This window comes from Stenotrophomonas sp. STEN038 (assembly GCF_056759895.1).
The window spans coordinates 62,231-78,158 of sequence record NZ_JBRRDW010000001.1 but is presented as its reverse complement, the minus strand read 5'-3'; the positions used below and the strand labels follow the sequence as shown (position 1 = coordinate 78,158).

19 protein-coding genes are annotated in these 15,928 nt (G+C 61.1%); 1 reads left to right on the top strand and 18 read right to left on the bottom strand.

Features of this window, described 5'->3' with window-relative positions:
- Positions 1-360: 360 nt before the first annotated feature.
- The 10 genes from ACVOLS_RS00460 to ACVOLS_RS00415 form a co-directional block, all read right to left on the bottom strand.
- On the bottom strand, positions 361-807 hold the full coding sequence (locus ACVOLS_RS00460; protein WP_481543970.1) for a phosphohydrolase: 447 nt from the start codon (positions 805-807) through the stop codon (positions 361-363).
- 139 nt (positions 808-946) lie between these two features.
- Entirely contained in the window at positions 947-1,285 is a 339-nt protein-coding gene (locus tag ACVOLS_RS00455) for a hypothetical protein (protein WP_481544074.1), read from the bottom strand.
- A gap of 2 nt (positions 1,286-1,287) precedes the next feature.
- Complete coding sequence (gene tmk, locus ACVOLS_RS00450; protein WP_481543969.1) at positions 1,288-1,953, bottom strand: dTMP kinase; 666 nt, start codon at positions 1,951-1,953, stop codon at positions 1,288-1,290.
- A gap of 73 nt (positions 1,954-2,026) precedes the next feature.
- On the bottom strand, positions 2,027-2,311 hold the full coding sequence (locus ACVOLS_RS00445) for a hypothetical protein (protein ID WP_481543968.1): 285 nt from the start codon (positions 2,309-2,311) through the stop codon (positions 2,027-2,029).
- Positions 2,312-2,516: 205 nt separating this feature from the next.
- Positions 2,517-3,128: a hypothetical protein gene (locus ACVOLS_RS00440; RefSeq protein ID WP_481543967.1), complete on the bottom strand. Its 612-nt coding sequence runs from the start codon at positions 3,126-3,128 to the stop codon at positions 2,517-2,519.
- Between the two features lie 116 nt (positions 3,129-3,244).
- Complete coding sequence (locus ACVOLS_RS00435) at positions 3,245-3,502, bottom strand: hypothetical protein (RefSeq protein ID WP_481543966.1); 258 nt, start codon at positions 3,500-3,502, stop codon at positions 3,245-3,247.
- A gap of 22 nt (positions 3,503-3,524) precedes the next feature.
- Complete coding sequence (locus ACVOLS_RS00430) at positions 3,525-5,786, bottom strand: SNF2-related protein (RefSeq protein WP_481543965.1); 2,262 nt, start codon at positions 5,784-5,786, stop codon at positions 3,525-3,527.
- Positions 5,787-5,800: 14 nt separating this feature from the next.
- Positions 5,801-6,646, bottom strand: coding sequence for a DNA methyltransferase family protein (locus ACVOLS_RS00425; RefSeq protein WP_481543964.1), 846 nt, complete (start codon positions 6,644-6,646; stop codon positions 5,801-5,803).
- A gap of 78 nt (positions 6,647-6,724) precedes the next feature.
- On the bottom strand, positions 6,725-7,672 hold the full coding sequence (locus ACVOLS_RS00420) for a hypothetical protein (protein WP_481543963.1): 948 nt from the start codon (positions 7,670-7,672) through the stop codon (positions 6,725-6,727).
- Positions 7,673-7,815: 143 nt separating this feature from the next.
- Positions 7,816-8,079, bottom strand: coding sequence for a hypothetical protein (locus ACVOLS_RS00415; protein WP_481543962.1), 264 nt, complete (start codon positions 8,077-8,079; stop codon positions 7,816-7,818).
- Between the two features lie 190 nt (positions 8,080-8,269).
- On the opposite strand from ACVOLS_RS00415, the gene ACVOLS_RS00410 reads away from it, so the two are divergent.
- Positions 8,270-9,058, top strand: coding sequence for a J domain-containing protein (locus ACVOLS_RS00410; protein ID WP_481543961.1), 789 nt, complete (start codon positions 8,270-8,272; stop codon positions 9,056-9,058).
- A gap of 102 nt (positions 9,059-9,160) precedes the next feature.
- Here ACVOLS_RS00410 and ACVOLS_RS00405 read toward each other — a convergent pair whose 3' ends face one another.
- The 8 genes from ACVOLS_RS00405 to ACVOLS_RS00370 form a co-directional block, all read right to left on the bottom strand.
- The gene (locus tag ACVOLS_RS00405) at positions 9,161-10,504 is read right to left on the bottom strand and encodes a hypothetical protein (RefSeq protein WP_481543960.1); all 1,344 of its coding nucleotides are present in this window, start codon (positions 10,502-10,504) and stop codon (positions 9,161-9,163) included.
- Between the two features lie 67 nt (positions 10,505-10,571).
- Positions 10,572-10,823, bottom strand: coding sequence for a hypothetical protein (locus ACVOLS_RS00400; RefSeq protein WP_481543959.1), 252 nt, complete (start codon positions 10,821-10,823; stop codon positions 10,572-10,574).
- 2 nt (positions 10,824-10,825) lie between these two features.
- On the bottom strand, positions 10,826-11,731 hold the full coding sequence (locus tag ACVOLS_RS00395; RefSeq protein WP_481543958.1) for a recombination-associated protein RdgC: 906 nt from the start codon (positions 11,729-11,731) through the stop codon (positions 10,826-10,828).
- Positions 11,732-11,873: 142 nt separating this feature from the next.
- Positions 11,874-12,395: a hypothetical protein gene (locus tag ACVOLS_RS00390; protein WP_481543957.1), complete on the bottom strand. Its 522-nt coding sequence runs from the start codon at positions 12,393-12,395 to the stop codon at positions 11,874-11,876.
- The gene (locus tag ACVOLS_RS00385; protein WP_481543956.1) at positions 12,392-13,336 is read right to left on the bottom strand and encodes a phosphoadenosine phosphosulfate reductase domain-containing protein; all 945 of its coding nucleotides are present in this window, start codon (positions 13,334-13,336) and stop codon (positions 12,392-12,394) included. Before ACVOLS_RS00385 ends, ACVOLS_RS00390 begins: the two co-directional genes overlap by 4 nt.
- Positions 13,333-13,950: a hypothetical protein gene (locus tag ACVOLS_RS00380; RefSeq protein WP_481543955.1), complete on the bottom strand. Its 618-nt coding sequence runs from the start codon at positions 13,948-13,950 to the stop codon at positions 13,333-13,335. Before ACVOLS_RS00380 ends, ACVOLS_RS00385 begins: the two co-directional genes overlap by 4 nt.
- 970 nt (positions 13,951-14,920) lie before the next feature.
- Positions 14,921-15,250, bottom strand: a complete 330-nt coding sequence (locus ACVOLS_RS00375; protein WP_481543954.1) for a hypothetical protein — start codon at positions 15,248-15,250, stop codon at positions 14,921-14,923.
- Complete coding sequence (locus ACVOLS_RS00370) at positions 15,247-15,828, bottom strand: exonuclease domain-containing protein (RefSeq protein ID WP_481543953.1); 582 nt, start codon at positions 15,826-15,828, stop codon at positions 15,247-15,249. Before ACVOLS_RS00370 ends, ACVOLS_RS00375 begins: the two co-directional genes overlap by 4 nt.
- Between the last annotated feature and the right edge of the window lie 100 nt (positions 15,829-15,928).

The window sequence follows — 15,928 nt, the reverse complement described above, 5'->3', positions numbered from 1 at the left end:
GTTGTAAAGCGATCACCAAGGTCGAGCTGCCTTGCGAATACATCGAGCAGATCGCAGAAGCAATCAACCGTGATGCGATCTAGCGACCCCTAACCAGGACAAGGTAGAAATAGGAAGTGCGACATCACATCCTTGAGGGCTTCATTGGCACGTGCGTAGCGCGGTGACCTATGGGGTCAGAGAATGAAGAGGCCGCCAATTGGGCGGCCTCACTGGTTCTGCTTCTCTCGGGAGCTGCAGGTGACAAGGCACTCAGGAGATATTTATAGCTGGATTGCCCGCCACCGCAGAGCTGTCCTGAGTCGGCTGGGGATAGCTCGATGGCATTACACCCTCGCAGATGCACGCGCCTGTCTGATGCTAGTTTCTGTCTAAATTGAGAAGCGCACGAGCCTTCGCGTACTTGCGCCGCAACCTGGCTGCAAGTGCTGGATCAAGCAGAGCCAGACGTTCGGAGTCGTCGTTGTCATCCACGTCAGCGTTCTTCACCCGGTGAGGGCGAGGGCGCTGCCGTATTGCTGCATAGTAGGCCTCGACATTACTGTCCTTCCTGGTCAGCAGTTCGAGGTCCGCGACGAACTCTGCGTCGAAGGTGGAATTGATTTCCGCAGCGTACTCAGGATGGTCTTCCTTGACGTCATGCACCCAGGCCAAGGCGCATGCCACCGGATCATCTTGCACCGCGGCAGCCACCCTGCGGACGTGCTCAAGGTATGGGCGGCCCGCCTGATCCAACTGGTTGGCATGCGCCCGCTCGGCGATCGACCTTGCCCTGCGAACGATCTCCGGTTCATCTTTGATGATCATTGGTCACTCACGGGAGAAGGAGGCGTTCCATTGTCGGTAATGCACTCCGCTGGCGGGCAACCTTGACGCGATCAGCAATTGATTGCCGTTCGGTGGTCATCGGGTGCATTCGCAGGAGAATGGTGCGCAGGAGGGTTTTTCAGTCACCGCCAGAGAGCTTGAAGTTGCGCCGGCCCTTCCCGAACTGCGCCAGAACCTCCTGCAGCGCGGGAAGGTCATCTTTGTCGACCTGCAGCGACAGGAACTTCACAGTGATCGACTTCTTCCAGCGGTTGAAGTGCGACTGTGCCGAGCGCCCATCACGATCATTCGCGCTCTCGAACACGATGCCGCCGGTCACCACAATCTTGTCGGCGTCGCTGATATTGAGCAGATCGAAGTCCTCGACCGCAACGCCATTGATCGACAACTCGTACTCTTCCCAGTAGCCATCGTCCCAGTCGGAGTTCTGCCAGGCTTTGAATTCTGCACCCGTCATCTTCACGAGATGGACTCCTCTGCCGGGTTGGCCAGCAGCCAGCCATCTACCGCACCGAGCAGGTCGGTCATGATGGCGGGGCGGCTACGAGCTGCGTCGATGATGCGGATCCGCGCAGGATCGGCCATTGCACGCTCCAGAAATCCGTTGCGGACGCGGTTGAAGAACTCATCGGGCTCGGCCTCAATGCGGTCAACAGCCAGTCCACGGTGGGCAGCACGCTGGCGCCCAACGGCGACCGGGGCGTCCAACAGGATGGTCAGGCCCGGCGTCATTCCTACGAATGCCTGTTCGAGGACATTGATGTAAGGGGCTGGCACGCCGCGGCCGGCGCCCTGGTACGCATAGGAGGAATCGGTAAAGCGGTCACAGAGGACCACGGCGCCGCGCTCAAGCGCGGGCGTGATGACTTCCGCCAAGTGCTGGGCGCGAGCTGCGAACAGCATCAGTAGCTCGGCTTGCGGCGTGATTTCCTGATCGATCAGGCTGCCACGGATGATTCCGCGGAGCATTTCGCCAAGCGGGGTTCCGCCCGGCTCGCGGGTGGTGACCACTTCGTGGCCGCCGGCCTCAAGGGCTCCTTTCAGGACATCAATCGCGGTGGTCTTCCCAACGCCTTCGCCCCCCTCAATCGTGATCAACCGGGGGGCAGTAGTCAGCAGCGTCATTTGAGTTTGCTCAGTATTGGACGCCCTAATTCTCTCAGGAGCGGGGGCTCCAACAAGTTGCGCAATTGCCGAATCAAAGCTTGGTGCTGGTGGTGGTTCCCAGCTTGCGGTCCAGTTTGGCCAGTCGGTAGGCGGTCGGCATGGCGACTACGAAGACAAAGACGAAGGCCACGAACATGGTGAACAGCAGCATCACAGACCAGCGAAGAAGGAAAGGGTCACTGGACTGGAACCCATATGCCGTAGCGATCGATGAGCCGAGGAACAAGAGCAGGCTCATCAGCAAGCCCAGGCAAAGGTACTTCATCGAGCCAGTGGAAAGGATCCCATAGAGGGTGGACAGGGTTGCTCGGATCATTTCAATTCCTCTCTGTTATGCACTGCCGGTATGGCCAAGGCTGCCGGCGCTTGCTGAGACCCTATGCAGACTGCGGCGCGCTGGGCGCACAATCGTCCTGTGCAGGGTACTTTGGTACTGGTATTGGGCACATCGCTACGGTACCAGTTTCGACGGCATTCTCAGTGCCCGCTTTGACAGATTCCAGCAGCCGAAAAGCTACCAGCTAGCCCATAGGCCGGCCTCCGGTATGGGTCGCGTCCTGCAGCCAGGTGCGCAGGGCGGGGTAGCCACCGGGCCTGCGGGGGTTCTGGCACATCCCCGCATGCATCAGCCCGTTGATACCCAAGTAGGCGGAAGCCTGTAGCCAAAGACGAATGGTCTGGCCGTCGCCGTCGTATTCCTCATCCAGGATGATCAGCTCTTGTGGCAGCCCAAGATGGACGCCAGCTGCCCAGGCCCAAGCAGTGGCCTCGGGATCGCTGCACTGGATGACAGCCCGCATCAAAGGGGAATCTGGCTCCACCTCTAAAGTGGTGAGCGAGTCCAGCATGGCCTTGGTCCCCATGTACAAGTTGCCCGACATGAGGTGACGGTAAGCCGGGGGGACACATGCAATGTGACCAGCTTCGTGGAGCAGGTTGGAGACCCGGCAGGACGGGGTAATACGGAGCGCCCCCTCAACTATCTCAACGGAGTCCAGAAACGCGGCTGGACTGACGAAGGGGACAACCTGGACAGGGATCCCGATCTGGCGCAAGAACGCGATCGTCTCGGGAACACCCTGGCAGAGGTCGATCGACTCGAGGGCAAGGTCCTGAAGGGGGCTCAATTTCACAAGGGATACCGAGTTGCGCGTTTGTGTGGTGTCTGGCTGTAAGGGTACCGGGGGGGCCGATCCGTCCAAAGTTGGTCCGTACTGCAGGACCCGGATCGGAGTCCAAGCCTTGGCGGCTATCTGGCCGGTGTCGTCGTCCGGTAGAGCACCGTAGAGATGGCGCCCGTCCCTTTCCAGCCATCTGAGATCGAATCGAACTCGGACCGGTCGAGTAGCACGCGATCCAGCCAGACGCGTTCGATGCCTTCGCTGTCCACCTCGCGTCCAAGGATCCGGGCGGTGCGAATGTGCCTGGAGCCATCCACCTTCAGGGCGATGGAGTCATCGCCCAAGGATGCGTGGATCGTCTTCAGTTTCTCTATGGAGGTTTTCAACCCTTAGCCCCGGTCATCATTGTTAGGCCGCCAAGGGTACGCCGCGCAGGAGTTCGCGAAAGTTGTGCCCCTCGAAGCCTGCGCGGGCTTTCAGGTCACTGACGAAGCTCGCCATGATCTGGTCGAGATGGATGAATTCCATTTGCTCCGTTTCCGGGGTTAGGAAGTCGATGGCAGCGCCAGCGCTATCGCCCTTCATCATCGTCATCTGGTGCTGGTACTCATCGATGCTGCCGCGCAGGTTCACGCACTCGAACTCAACGAGCTTGGTTTGCTGAGGACGAAGCAAGCGGCGCATCATCTGCTCTTCCTTCGTGTGGCTCCAGTCGCGGGTAGCGAGGATGCCCCGGGAGGCCTGCCAGAGGTTAAGGCCCTTCTCTACACAGTCCTTGCTGGCGACCATGACCGGCGCATCGCCGAATCGGAATCGACGGTTCATGTCCTTGGTGCGGGCGTTGATGGTCTGCTTGCCATGGAACGGCACCGCCTCAATGCCGGCCGCTTCCAACTCGCGGACGTAGATGCCAACAGAGGTTGGCGAGTCGGCGTAGCAGATGGACTTGTGCCCCTCTGCAGTCCACGCCTTCAGCCTGGACAGCACATAGCGCTGCTTTGAGGTCAGAGGGCCATAGGACGGCACTTCAACCTTGCCCTTGCCGATGAACTGCGGCGTATTGCAGGCGCGCTCCACCGCGCCGATACGTGCAAGCAGGGCCACGAGGTTGAGGTTCTTCCCGCGCTTAGCCGCATCGTCGTGTGCTGTCCGGTACCAGGTCGTGAACTCGTCTGCGATGGTCAGGTAATGAGACAGGTGAGCGGGGTCCCAATCGATCGTAACGGGGGTGATGATCGGATCAGGGGTATTGAAGTGCGCGCGAACCTTCGGTTCCTTTTCGTGGCGGCGCTTCAGCAACGGCGCCGCCCATTCCCGGAGAACTTCGATCTTGGCAATCTTCGGGACCTGTCGTTTGGCACCAACTTGCATGCCATCTTCCCACTCGCGGGTAACCCATTCGGTCACCACGTGTCGTTCTGCAAAGACCGTGGTACCGCGACCTGCAGCGGACATCGATTTCCACAGGCGAGCTTCCATGAACGGGTGATGCCGGCCGTAAGGCTGCACCGCCGTGCCGTCGCCAAAGGTCCACTGGGTAAGCGGAAGCATGTCCTGCACGTAGTTTGCCTGCGGCGTACCGGTCATAGAGAAGCGGCGGCGAGGCGACAGCATTGCCAGGGCGCGCGACTGCTCGGTGTCGGTGTTGCGCAACAGGTGCGCCTCATCGGCCGCAACCAGACTCAGACGGCGGCGGAGCAGCCGAGCAAAGGTCCGCCGGCCGGCACCAGGAACGACAGAGCGCCGCAGCGTGTTGTAGCTGACGATATTTATCTTGCGCAGGCTGGCGCATTGTTCCGGCGTCTGGATCACCTGCCAAAGCGAGGGATCAACCCCGGACTCCTGCAGCTGCATGACCAGCTCATCCACCAGGCGGCTTTCGACGACGATGCCGTTGTGGTGGCCGCCGGCCAAGGCCAGCGCGATGGCCAGCCGGCCTTTACCGCAGCCCATGCGCCACGCGCTGAGGCCATGGCGACCCATCAGCAGCTCGACCATGTCTTCGGTCTGGTAATCCCAGCCGGTGACCGCGAAGGCGCCGCAGGCGATCAGGTGGGCCCGGATGGACCGTGCCAGCTCCGGAAACTTTGCCTCGCGTGAAGCATGGGCCTCTCGCCAGCCGTCCTGGCAGGACACCTGCGGCAGGTCGAAATCCGCGCGGACCTCATCCTCACGGAGCACCACTTCAGCGCCACCAGCACGTAGCAGGTAGTCACCTTCAGAGCGGGCGGTGATCTCCACCTTGTCGCCTGCCTTGAGCAGCGGAGAACCCCATACCTTTGGATTGAGCATGCGCTTGTGGCGCACAGTGGCGAGCCCGTCGGAGTCCACAGCGCCCCCCATGACCACATGGCCATAAGGAGTGCTTTCAACCGCATAGCGGCGGATGCGCTTGCGGAGGTAGTTGATCAGCCCCGGGTCCATTGCCGGCACACCGCCAACGGTTTCAACCTGCTGCTCCAACCAGCGAAGGCATGCAAGCGGGTCGTGCTGCAGGAGGATCACCTCTACATCCAACTTGCCCTGACCGGTGTAGCGCACGCCATCGGGGTACCGGTGACCTTCAAAGTACGCGACCGGTTCGCCGAGAACGCGGTTCATCACCTTGGCTTCCATCAGCGCGCAGCTGAACTTGAAACCGATGCGGCGCCCATTGTGGACGATGCGCACGGATGTGCTTCCAGTCACCTCCCCCGTGATGCTGGGGGTGTTCGCCTCCACGGTTGTGCGGGAGAGTGGCCGCGGCGGCCGGGCATTCTCGGCCAGGTCCATGCCGTCGAACTGCGGCAGCGGGCCATCCAGATGGTCAAGGCGTACGCCTTGGCAGGGATGCCCTGCTTGGCCTTGCCGAAGACCAGCAGGGACACGTCGACCTGAGTGCCTTCGTGCGCGAAGCAACCGGCCGGCAGCTCGATGAGTGCCCGCAGACGATCTTCCATCTCCAGGGTGGGTTCGGCGAAGGCTTGCGCGGCGTACGTCGCAGGCAGCACCGCCACAACTATCCGTGCCGCCTCCAAAGCTTGGTGCAGGGCATAAACGTGGCTGTTGGCGGCCGAGCTGGGGCCGTACTTACCCCACGTCGTACAGGTGAAAGGCGTCAGCGTGGGGGCGTCAAGGTGGATGGAGAAAGGGGGATTGATAACAGCCGAATCGAATCCACGAGGGGCAATCGTTTCCATGCCGGCGTTGATGAAATCGGCATCGAATCCAGCGGCATCAGTCGCAGCAATCAAAGCATCGATCGACATGCCATGCACGTCGGCGCCTGCAATGCTGTGACGAGCGGGATCGGCGAACTGAAGCAGACGACCGGTACCGACGGAGTTGTCCAGCACGGACACTTTGCGGTCAGCCGATGCGGACGGCCCAACAACGGCCAGCTCCCAGACCACACGGGCAAGCTCATCGCCAGTGAAGAACTGGGATAGGTTTTCCTGACGCACCGCATGGAGGCCGGCCAGGCTCCCCGGACGGCGGGACTGGCTGCCGAGGCTGCGGATTTCGCGGAGGGGCTGGTACCAAGTGGTCATGCGCGGTTCGTCGTGTTCGAGGACACAACCACGATGACAGACGCGCCGCCCCTTAAAAGTTGGCGGCGCGCGTTAGGCTCAGGCGTCGTCCTGCGGGTACTCAGCCAGAAATATGTTCACGGCGTTTGCAAACTCTTGCGGCAGGTACAGCTTGAAAGCCTCGTAGCCGAGGACGATATCGACACCGTCACCAAGATTCACACGCTCGCGACTGACGATGTTGCGGTTTCCAAACTCCTTTAGATCCTGACACAGGTTGTCGAACGCATAGCCGAAGCCAGCATCTACGCCATTGTCGATCATCACCTGCTGCATGGCGCTTCCTAGTTCATGCAGTTTGCTGTTGTAGGAGAGGCGGCGGGCTCCGTCCCTCTTGATCGTGGTCCATATCCGTATCACAACCTCAACACGGCCCTTCACGCTTCGCATTTCCGGATTGCTTTGACGATGCATCCCGAAATAGCTGCGAATCGATTCAGCGTGTTTCATGTTTGCGGCCCGTCGCTGTGCGGCGGGGTCAAACGACTTGTAGATTTCTCGCCAAAGAGCGATCGGGCTGAAGAACTCGATAACCTGCTGATGGCGCTGTTCACTGACCGCATCATCTAGGCGACGGTTTGGATAGTAGGCCCGGGAAACGAGCTGCTGGCCACTGACGCGAACATCGAGTAGTGAGGCAGTGAACGGCGCACCGTCTACGCTGAGCGCATGGCGTGCGTACTCCTCGACTCGCCCGACATATGCGGTGAATTTGTCGCTGGTCATTGCGATGCCGTCTCGGCCTGCAATGTCGATCTTCTGGAAGGTTGAGAAGCCACTTCCGTTCATCTGCGCATTGATTCGTTCCAGCTTCTGATCAACGTCCAGGCGCAATGCAAGCTCCGCCCGATACGCACCCTCCAATGCGATGATGGGAGCCGGGATGTCGCTGTTCGGACTCGACGCAGCGGCTGCATCGTCGGAGACCGTTGACGCGAAGCGGCCTTCGTTCTGGCTGGGGGCGTCGAAAAGATCAAGGTTCGTCATGCGCTGCTCTGGGTTTCCGGATCGTTGGGGCTATCTCACCATTCCAGCGGAGCCCAAAAAGTTGCATTCCCAGATGCCGGTAATGAATCGCCGACGGCAGCCGCCTTGGCGGCATGGATAGCCCATTCGCACGTCCGACAGCCTCATCGCAGCGGGAACAGCTTCCCTTCGTGGATTGCGAACTCTGCGATCGTCCGCCCGTTGCCGACGATCGACCAGACCTCAGCCCCCGGTCGTCCGGCGATGGCTGTCTTGATGCACAGCACGCCGAGGTAGGAGCTGCGCGCGGTCTTGAAGGTGGCCACCGTGATGTCGTCCTCGATGGTCGTTTTGTCCAGGGTGAAGTGGCGCCCCTTGACTTCGATTTTGTTGCCGGCCTTGACGAAGGATGAGAGCTGGGTGCCCATTGGATCTCGCTGAAAAGGAAAGACGCCATTCCAGCACGCGGTAACCGCCGTCAAAATTGGCCGAGCTAGACCATCGCGGGGGCCTAATTCCTGAACGATACTTTTCCGATCAGGGATTGGTGTCCACTAAGGATCGCCACGCACAGGGCAGCAGATGCAACCCGTACCGCCTCCGCCGACACACTACGAAATGCTCCAGGTTGCTGAGGATGCTGACGCCGCGGTCATCCGCGCGAGCTTCAAAGCGCTGGCCCAGAAGTACCACCCGGATCGCTACAAGCCCACAGCGGAGGGGGAGTACCGCCTCAGGGGGATCAATATCGCATTCGCGATCGTCGGCGATGCGGACAAGCGAACTGACTATGACCGATATCTGGCAGGCCAGCGGGCAGACGCTCAAAGGCAGGCTGCGGCTGCAGTTCGGAGCGCCGAGCAGGCCAAGGCGAAGCTGCAGCAAAGGTTCGGCGAAGCGCCGCCATTGAGGGCACCAGCGCCGCCACACATTCCCATCGCCACGAGAGAAGCCCCGGCTCCGGTCATGCATGTGATCATCCAAACCCACAGCCGACGCAGGACACGCGCCCGCACCGGACTGCTGATTCTGGCCGCCGTAGTGGTGCCGCTGGTGTTCGGCCTCCGAGATAGGCTGGACTGGACCTGGCTACGTTCCGTTCTCGGCGCGCCTGCAGCTGGATTGAACACAAGCGGCCCGGGCGCAGGGGGTTCGGGTTCGAGATGGTCTGAGGCCACGGCGGAGTGGCAGCGCACGCATAGGGAGTTCGCTTCGGACCCGCATCGCCTGCGGAGCATGCAGTCCGCAATTGATCGCATCGACCTAGAAACGGGCGGATCCTTGCCGGACAAGGAGTTGATCGCCCGCGCGCAACGCGAGGCCTACCGCGCGACTGGCTGGCGTGGATCAGGCAACGGTCACCAAGGCGCAGATGGCCCTCATATTCGCAGCCAGCACGGCCCATAAGGGCAGGGTGGATTCGTGCAGGGCAGTGCTGGCGTGGCCACGCAGTCTTGGTTGGGCCACCGCGGCTTGCGCCGCGGCGTGTCTCACCCGGTGGGACGCTGATCAGTCCTGGCTGGAACGCGCGGCAGTGATCGCCTTGCGAGGGCTAGAAGCGCGGCCGATCTCACGATCATGCGGCTCTGCTTGGTGGTGTTCGATCACAACCCACTCGACCTCGGCATCGCCGCCTCCCGTGGGGGTGCTGACACAGCGCAGGTCCAAGCAGTTCTCGGTCAGGTAGGTGATCAATGTGGCGTCGAGCTTGCCGGCTTCAACAACGATGTCCGGATCATGATCCCCCAGGAAGAAGGTGCCCTCTTCCGGGCAATCGGTGAAGTGCGCGTACAGGCCGGCAGGCAGCTGATCTTCCCCGACTGTGCGCGCTGGCAGACTCTGGACGGCCACCTCGGCATTGTCTCCTCCGAAGGTGGACAGCAGCTCCAGTACCTGGGGTAGGGTGAAATTCACAACGGGCGAGCCGTGGAGGGAGTGCAGCACTCCCTCGATACCCTCGCCACGCATGCCGGCGAAAAGGTGCGGTAGCGCCTTGCACATGGCCTTTGCCACCGGTGCCCGCCAGTTGTCGCGGGTATGACGGTCCCACTTGCCCGGGAACAAGGAATCCAGGACGACGTCTAGGGCCTGCGGCTGGACAGGTTTGGATACGCCGAGCGGCATTGCCCAGCCGTCCAGCTTGGACAGGATGGCTTCGGCGAGCGCGCCGGCGCCCAGGGAGTTGTTACCGTCGACCTCGCGGATGATGTTGGACAGATAGTCCACGTCCGGCATAGGGCGCAAGCAGGCCGTTTCGAGCTTCAGCAGCGCCTGCAATTGGCCGAACCGTGCCTCTTCGCACTGGGTGACGGTTTGCTGGTGGTCATCCACCTGCAGCCGCAGTTCGGATTCCAGCTCGGCGATTCGCCGGTTCGCCAGGTAGAGCTGATCGTCAAGTTCCAGCCGCGAGGACAGGCCGGCCTTCAGTTCCGCGGCATACCCAGCGGGGCCATCAGCGAGGGCCGAACGAACCGCGTTTGCCAGTTCTTCTGCCGCCGTCTCGGCCGGCGCATTTGTGGCGCGATGGATTAAGGCGGCAGTGATGGCCGTGGCCGCCTTGCTCGAGGCATCAGCAGCAGCCGCATCGCCGTCACGAAGCGCGGCGTGGGTATAGGGGGCGCATGCCTGCAGAGCCGCAAGTAGCTGGCCCGACAGGGAGCCGTCTTCCGGCAATGCATGCAGGTCCAACTTCGCAACGATCAAGCGCGCCTCGTAGGAGCGCTCAAGGGCTGCACCGACGGCATCCTCGGAGCCATCCATGTTCTCGGCACGGATCTCACGCAGAAGCTCGTCGCAGGCGATGAGGGCGGTGGCGAGTTGGTTGATCAATGCAAATGCAGTGGTGGTGGACATGCGGCGCGTTCCTTGAGGAGATACGGATCAAGGTATCTGGAACGCGCCGGTCCGAAAGTTGCGCGCCCTATGCGGCGTCGCGCACGTCTTGACGTTTGCCAGCTTCGTACTGGGACCAGGTGCTGAGCGCGGCGGCGATGTCTTCTTCCGCATGGCCTTGCTCACTGAGCGCTGCGCGGAGCAGCGGCAGGCTCCTGATCCCACGCTCTCGGGCGATGTTCACCGAAGCGACCAGTACGTCGTACTGGTGTGGCTTCAGCCCGTCAGTCTCAGGGGGTGCGCCGGAGACAGTGGCCTGTGCGTTAATGCTCATGGACATGATCAATCCGCCTTGGACACCTTGAACGCCTGCTCGAGCAGCAAGAACAGGCGGCGGACCTCGCCAGACATCAGGGTAAAGCGGGCGTCCAGTTCTGCGCGACGGCCTTCCTCTTCGATATGCCCGAGCTGATCCAGCGCACCGTCGAGGAACTTGAGCTTGCGGATGATCAGATCATCGCCGATCACGAAAGACAGGTTGTCCTCGAAAATGAGGGCCAGCTTGGTCACCTGCTTGCCGGCGTCCAGGTGCTTGTCCACCTCATCGCACCGCAGTTCTTGCTTCTTGCAGGTGACTTCAGCACCACCTTCTGCCGGGTCCTTCATCTGGCATTCCTCGCCCAGGCTCAACCCTTCTGGCAACGGCTCACCAGCGATCCACGCGGTCAGGATCGAGCGCGGTGCCACTTCGGCGTTCAGGGGCATCGCGGGGAAGCTGCCGAGCATTCCGCGGATGTCGCTCATGACGTTCTCGCCGGTCTTGCGGCTGGAAGTGTCCACGACGACGTAACCATGCAGCAGGTCTAGGAAGGTGTCGGTCCGCGAACTCTTCACGAACGCCCGGGGCAGCATCTCATGCAGGAGATCTTCCTTCAGGCGCTTGCGCTCGCGCCCACCAGGTTTGCGGCCTTCCTTTTCTTCAAGCTCCTCGATCTTCTGCGCCAGTAGGTCATTGACCACCACGTTCGGGAGGATCTTCTCTTCGCCGCCCACCGTCAGCCAAAGTGCGTCGCCGATGCGATGGGAGAACACCGCCTTCTCTTCGCGGCCAAACGGGGAGATGAAGCCACGGGAGGTCATTTCCAGCGGGCCGACGGGCTTCAGCACAACCTGGGGCAGCAGGGTGTCCACCTCGGAGAGATCGATGCTGGTGGGGAAGCGGAAAAAGGTCAGGTTGTTGAAGAACATAGATCCTCGGTTTATCGGGCATTGCCGGCGATCAACGGCGGCTTTTTGGATAGGAGCAGGATAGGGCGCTATGGCCCCAAGGCTGCGGCGTAACTGGTTGTCTCAGGGCAGCGGTTGGATTGACTGCAGCGTGCCAGACCGGTCAGTACAACCTGGTCGCGCGCCAGCGGCTGAAGGGATCAGGGTTGAAGGGAACCCCCATCTGCCGGCTCTTCTCGTATGCCGCACGGAAGGCTAGGGCGGTTTTGTGGGCGTGGGCCTCCCGGTCAGTAGTCATCTTGGCCACCGGCCCAGCCACGAAAGTCTTGATGCGGGGCTTGCCCGTGGAATCGTTCCAGTTGACCAGGAATCGCAAACTCCCCTCGTAGTTTGGGTTGGCGGGGTTGAGGGCGACCGTGCGGCTTACCCCCACAGGTTCGCCAGAGCGCTTGTGCGAGAGGGTCTTCTTGCGAATTGAGCCGAGGCCGTTAGCGGGTGGCGGAAGCTGGCGCAGCGTGGTGTCCACCCAGGTCGCTGCGGCAGACAGGGCCGCGTCATCGCCCGTGTACTTGGAACGGCGGAAGTGCTTAGTGAAGGATCTGCGTCCACGGCGGATGCGGGCGATGAAGCCCACATCTGTCCTCTGGACGTTGTCGGGGAGGGTAGTTGCTGCAGTAGTGCTCATGCGATCAGTGCCACGTCGATTTTTGTGGCATCTTTGGGAAGTTGTGATGCGGCCGGATCGGCCGCGTTGTTCAGAGCCTCTTGGCCCAATGCGACCATCACGTCCAACGTGCGTCGGCTTTGGTGCATGCTGTACCCGGTTCGTTCCTCGATCTCGCGGTATTTCGCGTACAGCTCCGGCCGGTGCTTGGCGCCATTAGCCAGATCCTTCGCGCAACCCATGATGCAGAAGACGCAGGACAAGCGATCATTGCCGGCAGCGTAGGCCCAGTGGGGCTTCTGGCCTGCCGCTGCGATGACGCCGAAGACTTCGTCCTTGGTCAGATCGTGGATCGGCAGCCATTCGTACCAGTCGCGGCCGGCTACGCTTCCGCGCAGGTTCCTGGACATGGACGGTCTTTTCGCGCGACCAGGCGATTCCTTGGCACGAATTCCAAGACAACTTACAATCGTCTTGTAGCCATGCTCTTTGGCATATCGACGAACCTCGCGCTCTACAGGCCCCCGCTTGAGGTCGGAAGTGCATTGGCGATTCGCGCTCGAAGGCCAACATGGGGAGTTCGGACCAGGCCTCACTTTGTAGCGATGCTCCACCATCTCGAACAACGTCTTGACGGCAGTGGCCACGATGAATGGCAGGCCCGCATCTTCGGCCTGCTGCTGCGCAAGTTCGAGCGCTCCTTCCCACTCCACTTCACCCAGCGATGCGTGGATGACAATGATCTGCTTGGCCGGAACGCGCTCAAGCAGACGGATCAGCATGGACTGGGAATCTTTGCCGCCACTATGGTTGACGACGAAGAGCGCTTCCTTGTCGATGAGGGCGTCGATCGTTGGCAGGATGTCCGTGGTGGACTGTGCGGGGTCCTCGTACATGCTGCAGCAGTCGGCGGCTGCGGGCACCAGATCACCGGGTTTGCATTCCAGGCTAGCCATGGTCATGCAGCCTTTGCTTCAGGCTTCAGTGCTGCCATCAGCTCGGCCCACTCCTGGCGGTTGAAGGTACGGCGTCGTTTCGGGCTACCTTCGGGGCGGCGCCCGTAGAGGCTTGCCCCGCCGGTGTACGCACAAAGGATCAGCTTGTCGTCGCTGATGCTGGTACACCACCAGACCGTGCCCTGCGACGTGTACTGCAAGTCCTTGTCGGCCTTATCGTCGGTGGGCAAGGTGAGGCCCAGACCGGGAGCCATGCGCTGGTTCTTCCTCGCATTGCGAATATCACCATTGGTGAAGGCCTCAGCGGCCTTCCACGGTTTCATTCCCATGAACTCTTCCCACATGCGGGCGTAGGTGCCGCCGGCTACGCATGCACGGAAGTACCAGTGATCCGCCAACGGGGCGAACACTCCTACGCAGGTCTTCATTCGGTACTTGGACTCACCCAGGGCGACATGGTCATCGCGGCCGAACTCCATCCGGTTGCTGATGGCGATCGACATGAGATCGTTCAAGGTTCCTGAGCGATCCCGGTCGCCGAGAGCTTTCGGCAACGCATCGACGGCCGCCGAAAGGAAATTCAGGGCGGGCGAAAGCTTTGATTGCATCTTGGTGGTCATAGGAATCCGCTCACGGGTAGATGGATCTAGTTCACCATGAGCGGGGAGCTGCAAAAGTTGGAGATTTCGTTACATCACATCCAGGTTTCGACAACGCTCTTGGGATCACCTGCCGCCCTGGGAACCCGGATCAAACCAGTTGGAATCTGGAGGCGTAGACCTTCGAGAGTTTCGTGCTGCAGCACATTCTCAGTGGGTACTCCATCGAGAGTCATTCGGGCTACATGCAGGCCGGGCATATCCGTCGGCCTTGCGTAGACGGTCCAAGCCACCAAGCTTCTTGCCGACCTGTCGCATTCGGAGCACAGGTCCGTTTCAACCCAGCTGCAGTGCGAGGGGCAAGCGAAGATGGTTGTGCAGCCGCACGAGCGGCAACTCTTCATGCGGAAGACTTCATGCGGTGTGCGCTCGGATGCTGCTTTTGGCATAAAGACGAGGCCACTATCCCCCAGAGTGAAACGCGCGAAACGGAATGCCAAGAGGAAGGAGGGGAAAACGAAAGCTTGATCTACAGGCGCCATCGTGAACGCGCCCAAGCTCTGGCTCCATTTCAGGTATGAGGGAGCTACTGGGGACTCCCCGCTCCTGGTGGCCACGAGCTGAAGTACATGCGGGATAAGTGCTTCCACGGTTTTCATAGGCTTTCGGTGCTCGGTGACTGGGACGAGTCGATCATCCCAATCGCTTGCCGCCGAGAAAGTTGGAAATTGGTACCAGGTAGTCGGCTGGCCCGCTCGCGCAGCTGGCGCGAATGACACGCGTGCCGCACTTGGGGGAGTGGGCGTGTGGGGGGAATGGGGATTTGAACCCCCCTCGACCCTAGTCCGGTACTCACAAGCGGTCCTATCCGCTCCCGGATCTATTTTCTGACATGGCCTTTGCCAGACATCCCCACTTCCCTTGGGTGGCAGCCAATCGCTTCCACCTAGGGCCGCGCGGGAAATATCGCGCCACAGCGCGATATCGAAACCTAGCCAGCGATGTAGGCCGCCAACTTGGCCTGTTCGAGGGCTTCTGATGCGGGTTTACCGCGGCTGATCGCCTCCAACATCCCCTCGATCACTCCTGGTGCATCGCACAGCTTCAGGTAGACGGGACCATTGATCGTGAGGACCTTGCTCGACCCTGCGCCGTTCTTCATTTCAACCTCGGCCCGGCTGATCGGCTCCATGACCGGAAAGTCCCAGTCGGACTGGTCAGTCAGGTGCAATTCGTTTTCGCCGCAACCACGGGATCCGTAGGTGAACTCGCGTGTCGCGTCGCCGGCGAACAGGGTCAACAGGAAGGCGAACCGGCTCATGCGTACACCCCGACCGGGAGATTGCAGCGCTGCAGCCACTGCTCGGGGGTCAGGCCGTGCGCGCGGCATGCCCGGGCCAAGATGAGGCCTGACATCTTGGCGTCGGCCAAGGCGTCATGGTGCTGGAATTTAAGGCCCCAGACCTCGGAGACGCGCTGCAGTCCGCAGGGTTGTCCATTGAAGTCATCCGGCCATGCGCGCGGCAGAACGTTCACCGTGTTGAGCCAACGGACATTGAAGTTGGCCAGCCCGGCCAGGGCATTGGCAGCTTCCACTGCTTGCTTGTCGAACATGGAGTGTGCGCTGAGCACCATGCCATCCAGCAGCTGGCGGAGCTTGCCGGCGACGTGCGGCCAGGTCGGCGCGCCGGCAACATCAGCAGCGGTCAGTCCATGGACGCGGGTCTGGCGCATGCCGAACGGAACGCGCGGATCTACAAGGGTCTCGTAGGTTTCCACCTGCTCGCCATGCTCGTAGAGCACCACCCCCACCTGGCAAATGGAAGAGCGGTTGTTGTCTGCGGTCTCTACGTCGATGGATGCGTGCAGCGTGGAATGCAGTTTGGTTTGCAGTTTCATGCGGACGTTCTATTGCGATTGACACAGCCATTTCATCATGACGGCAGCGGCCAAAAAGTTGGAAAAGAGAAGGGGCGGCCAGTGGCCACCCCTTCAAGGT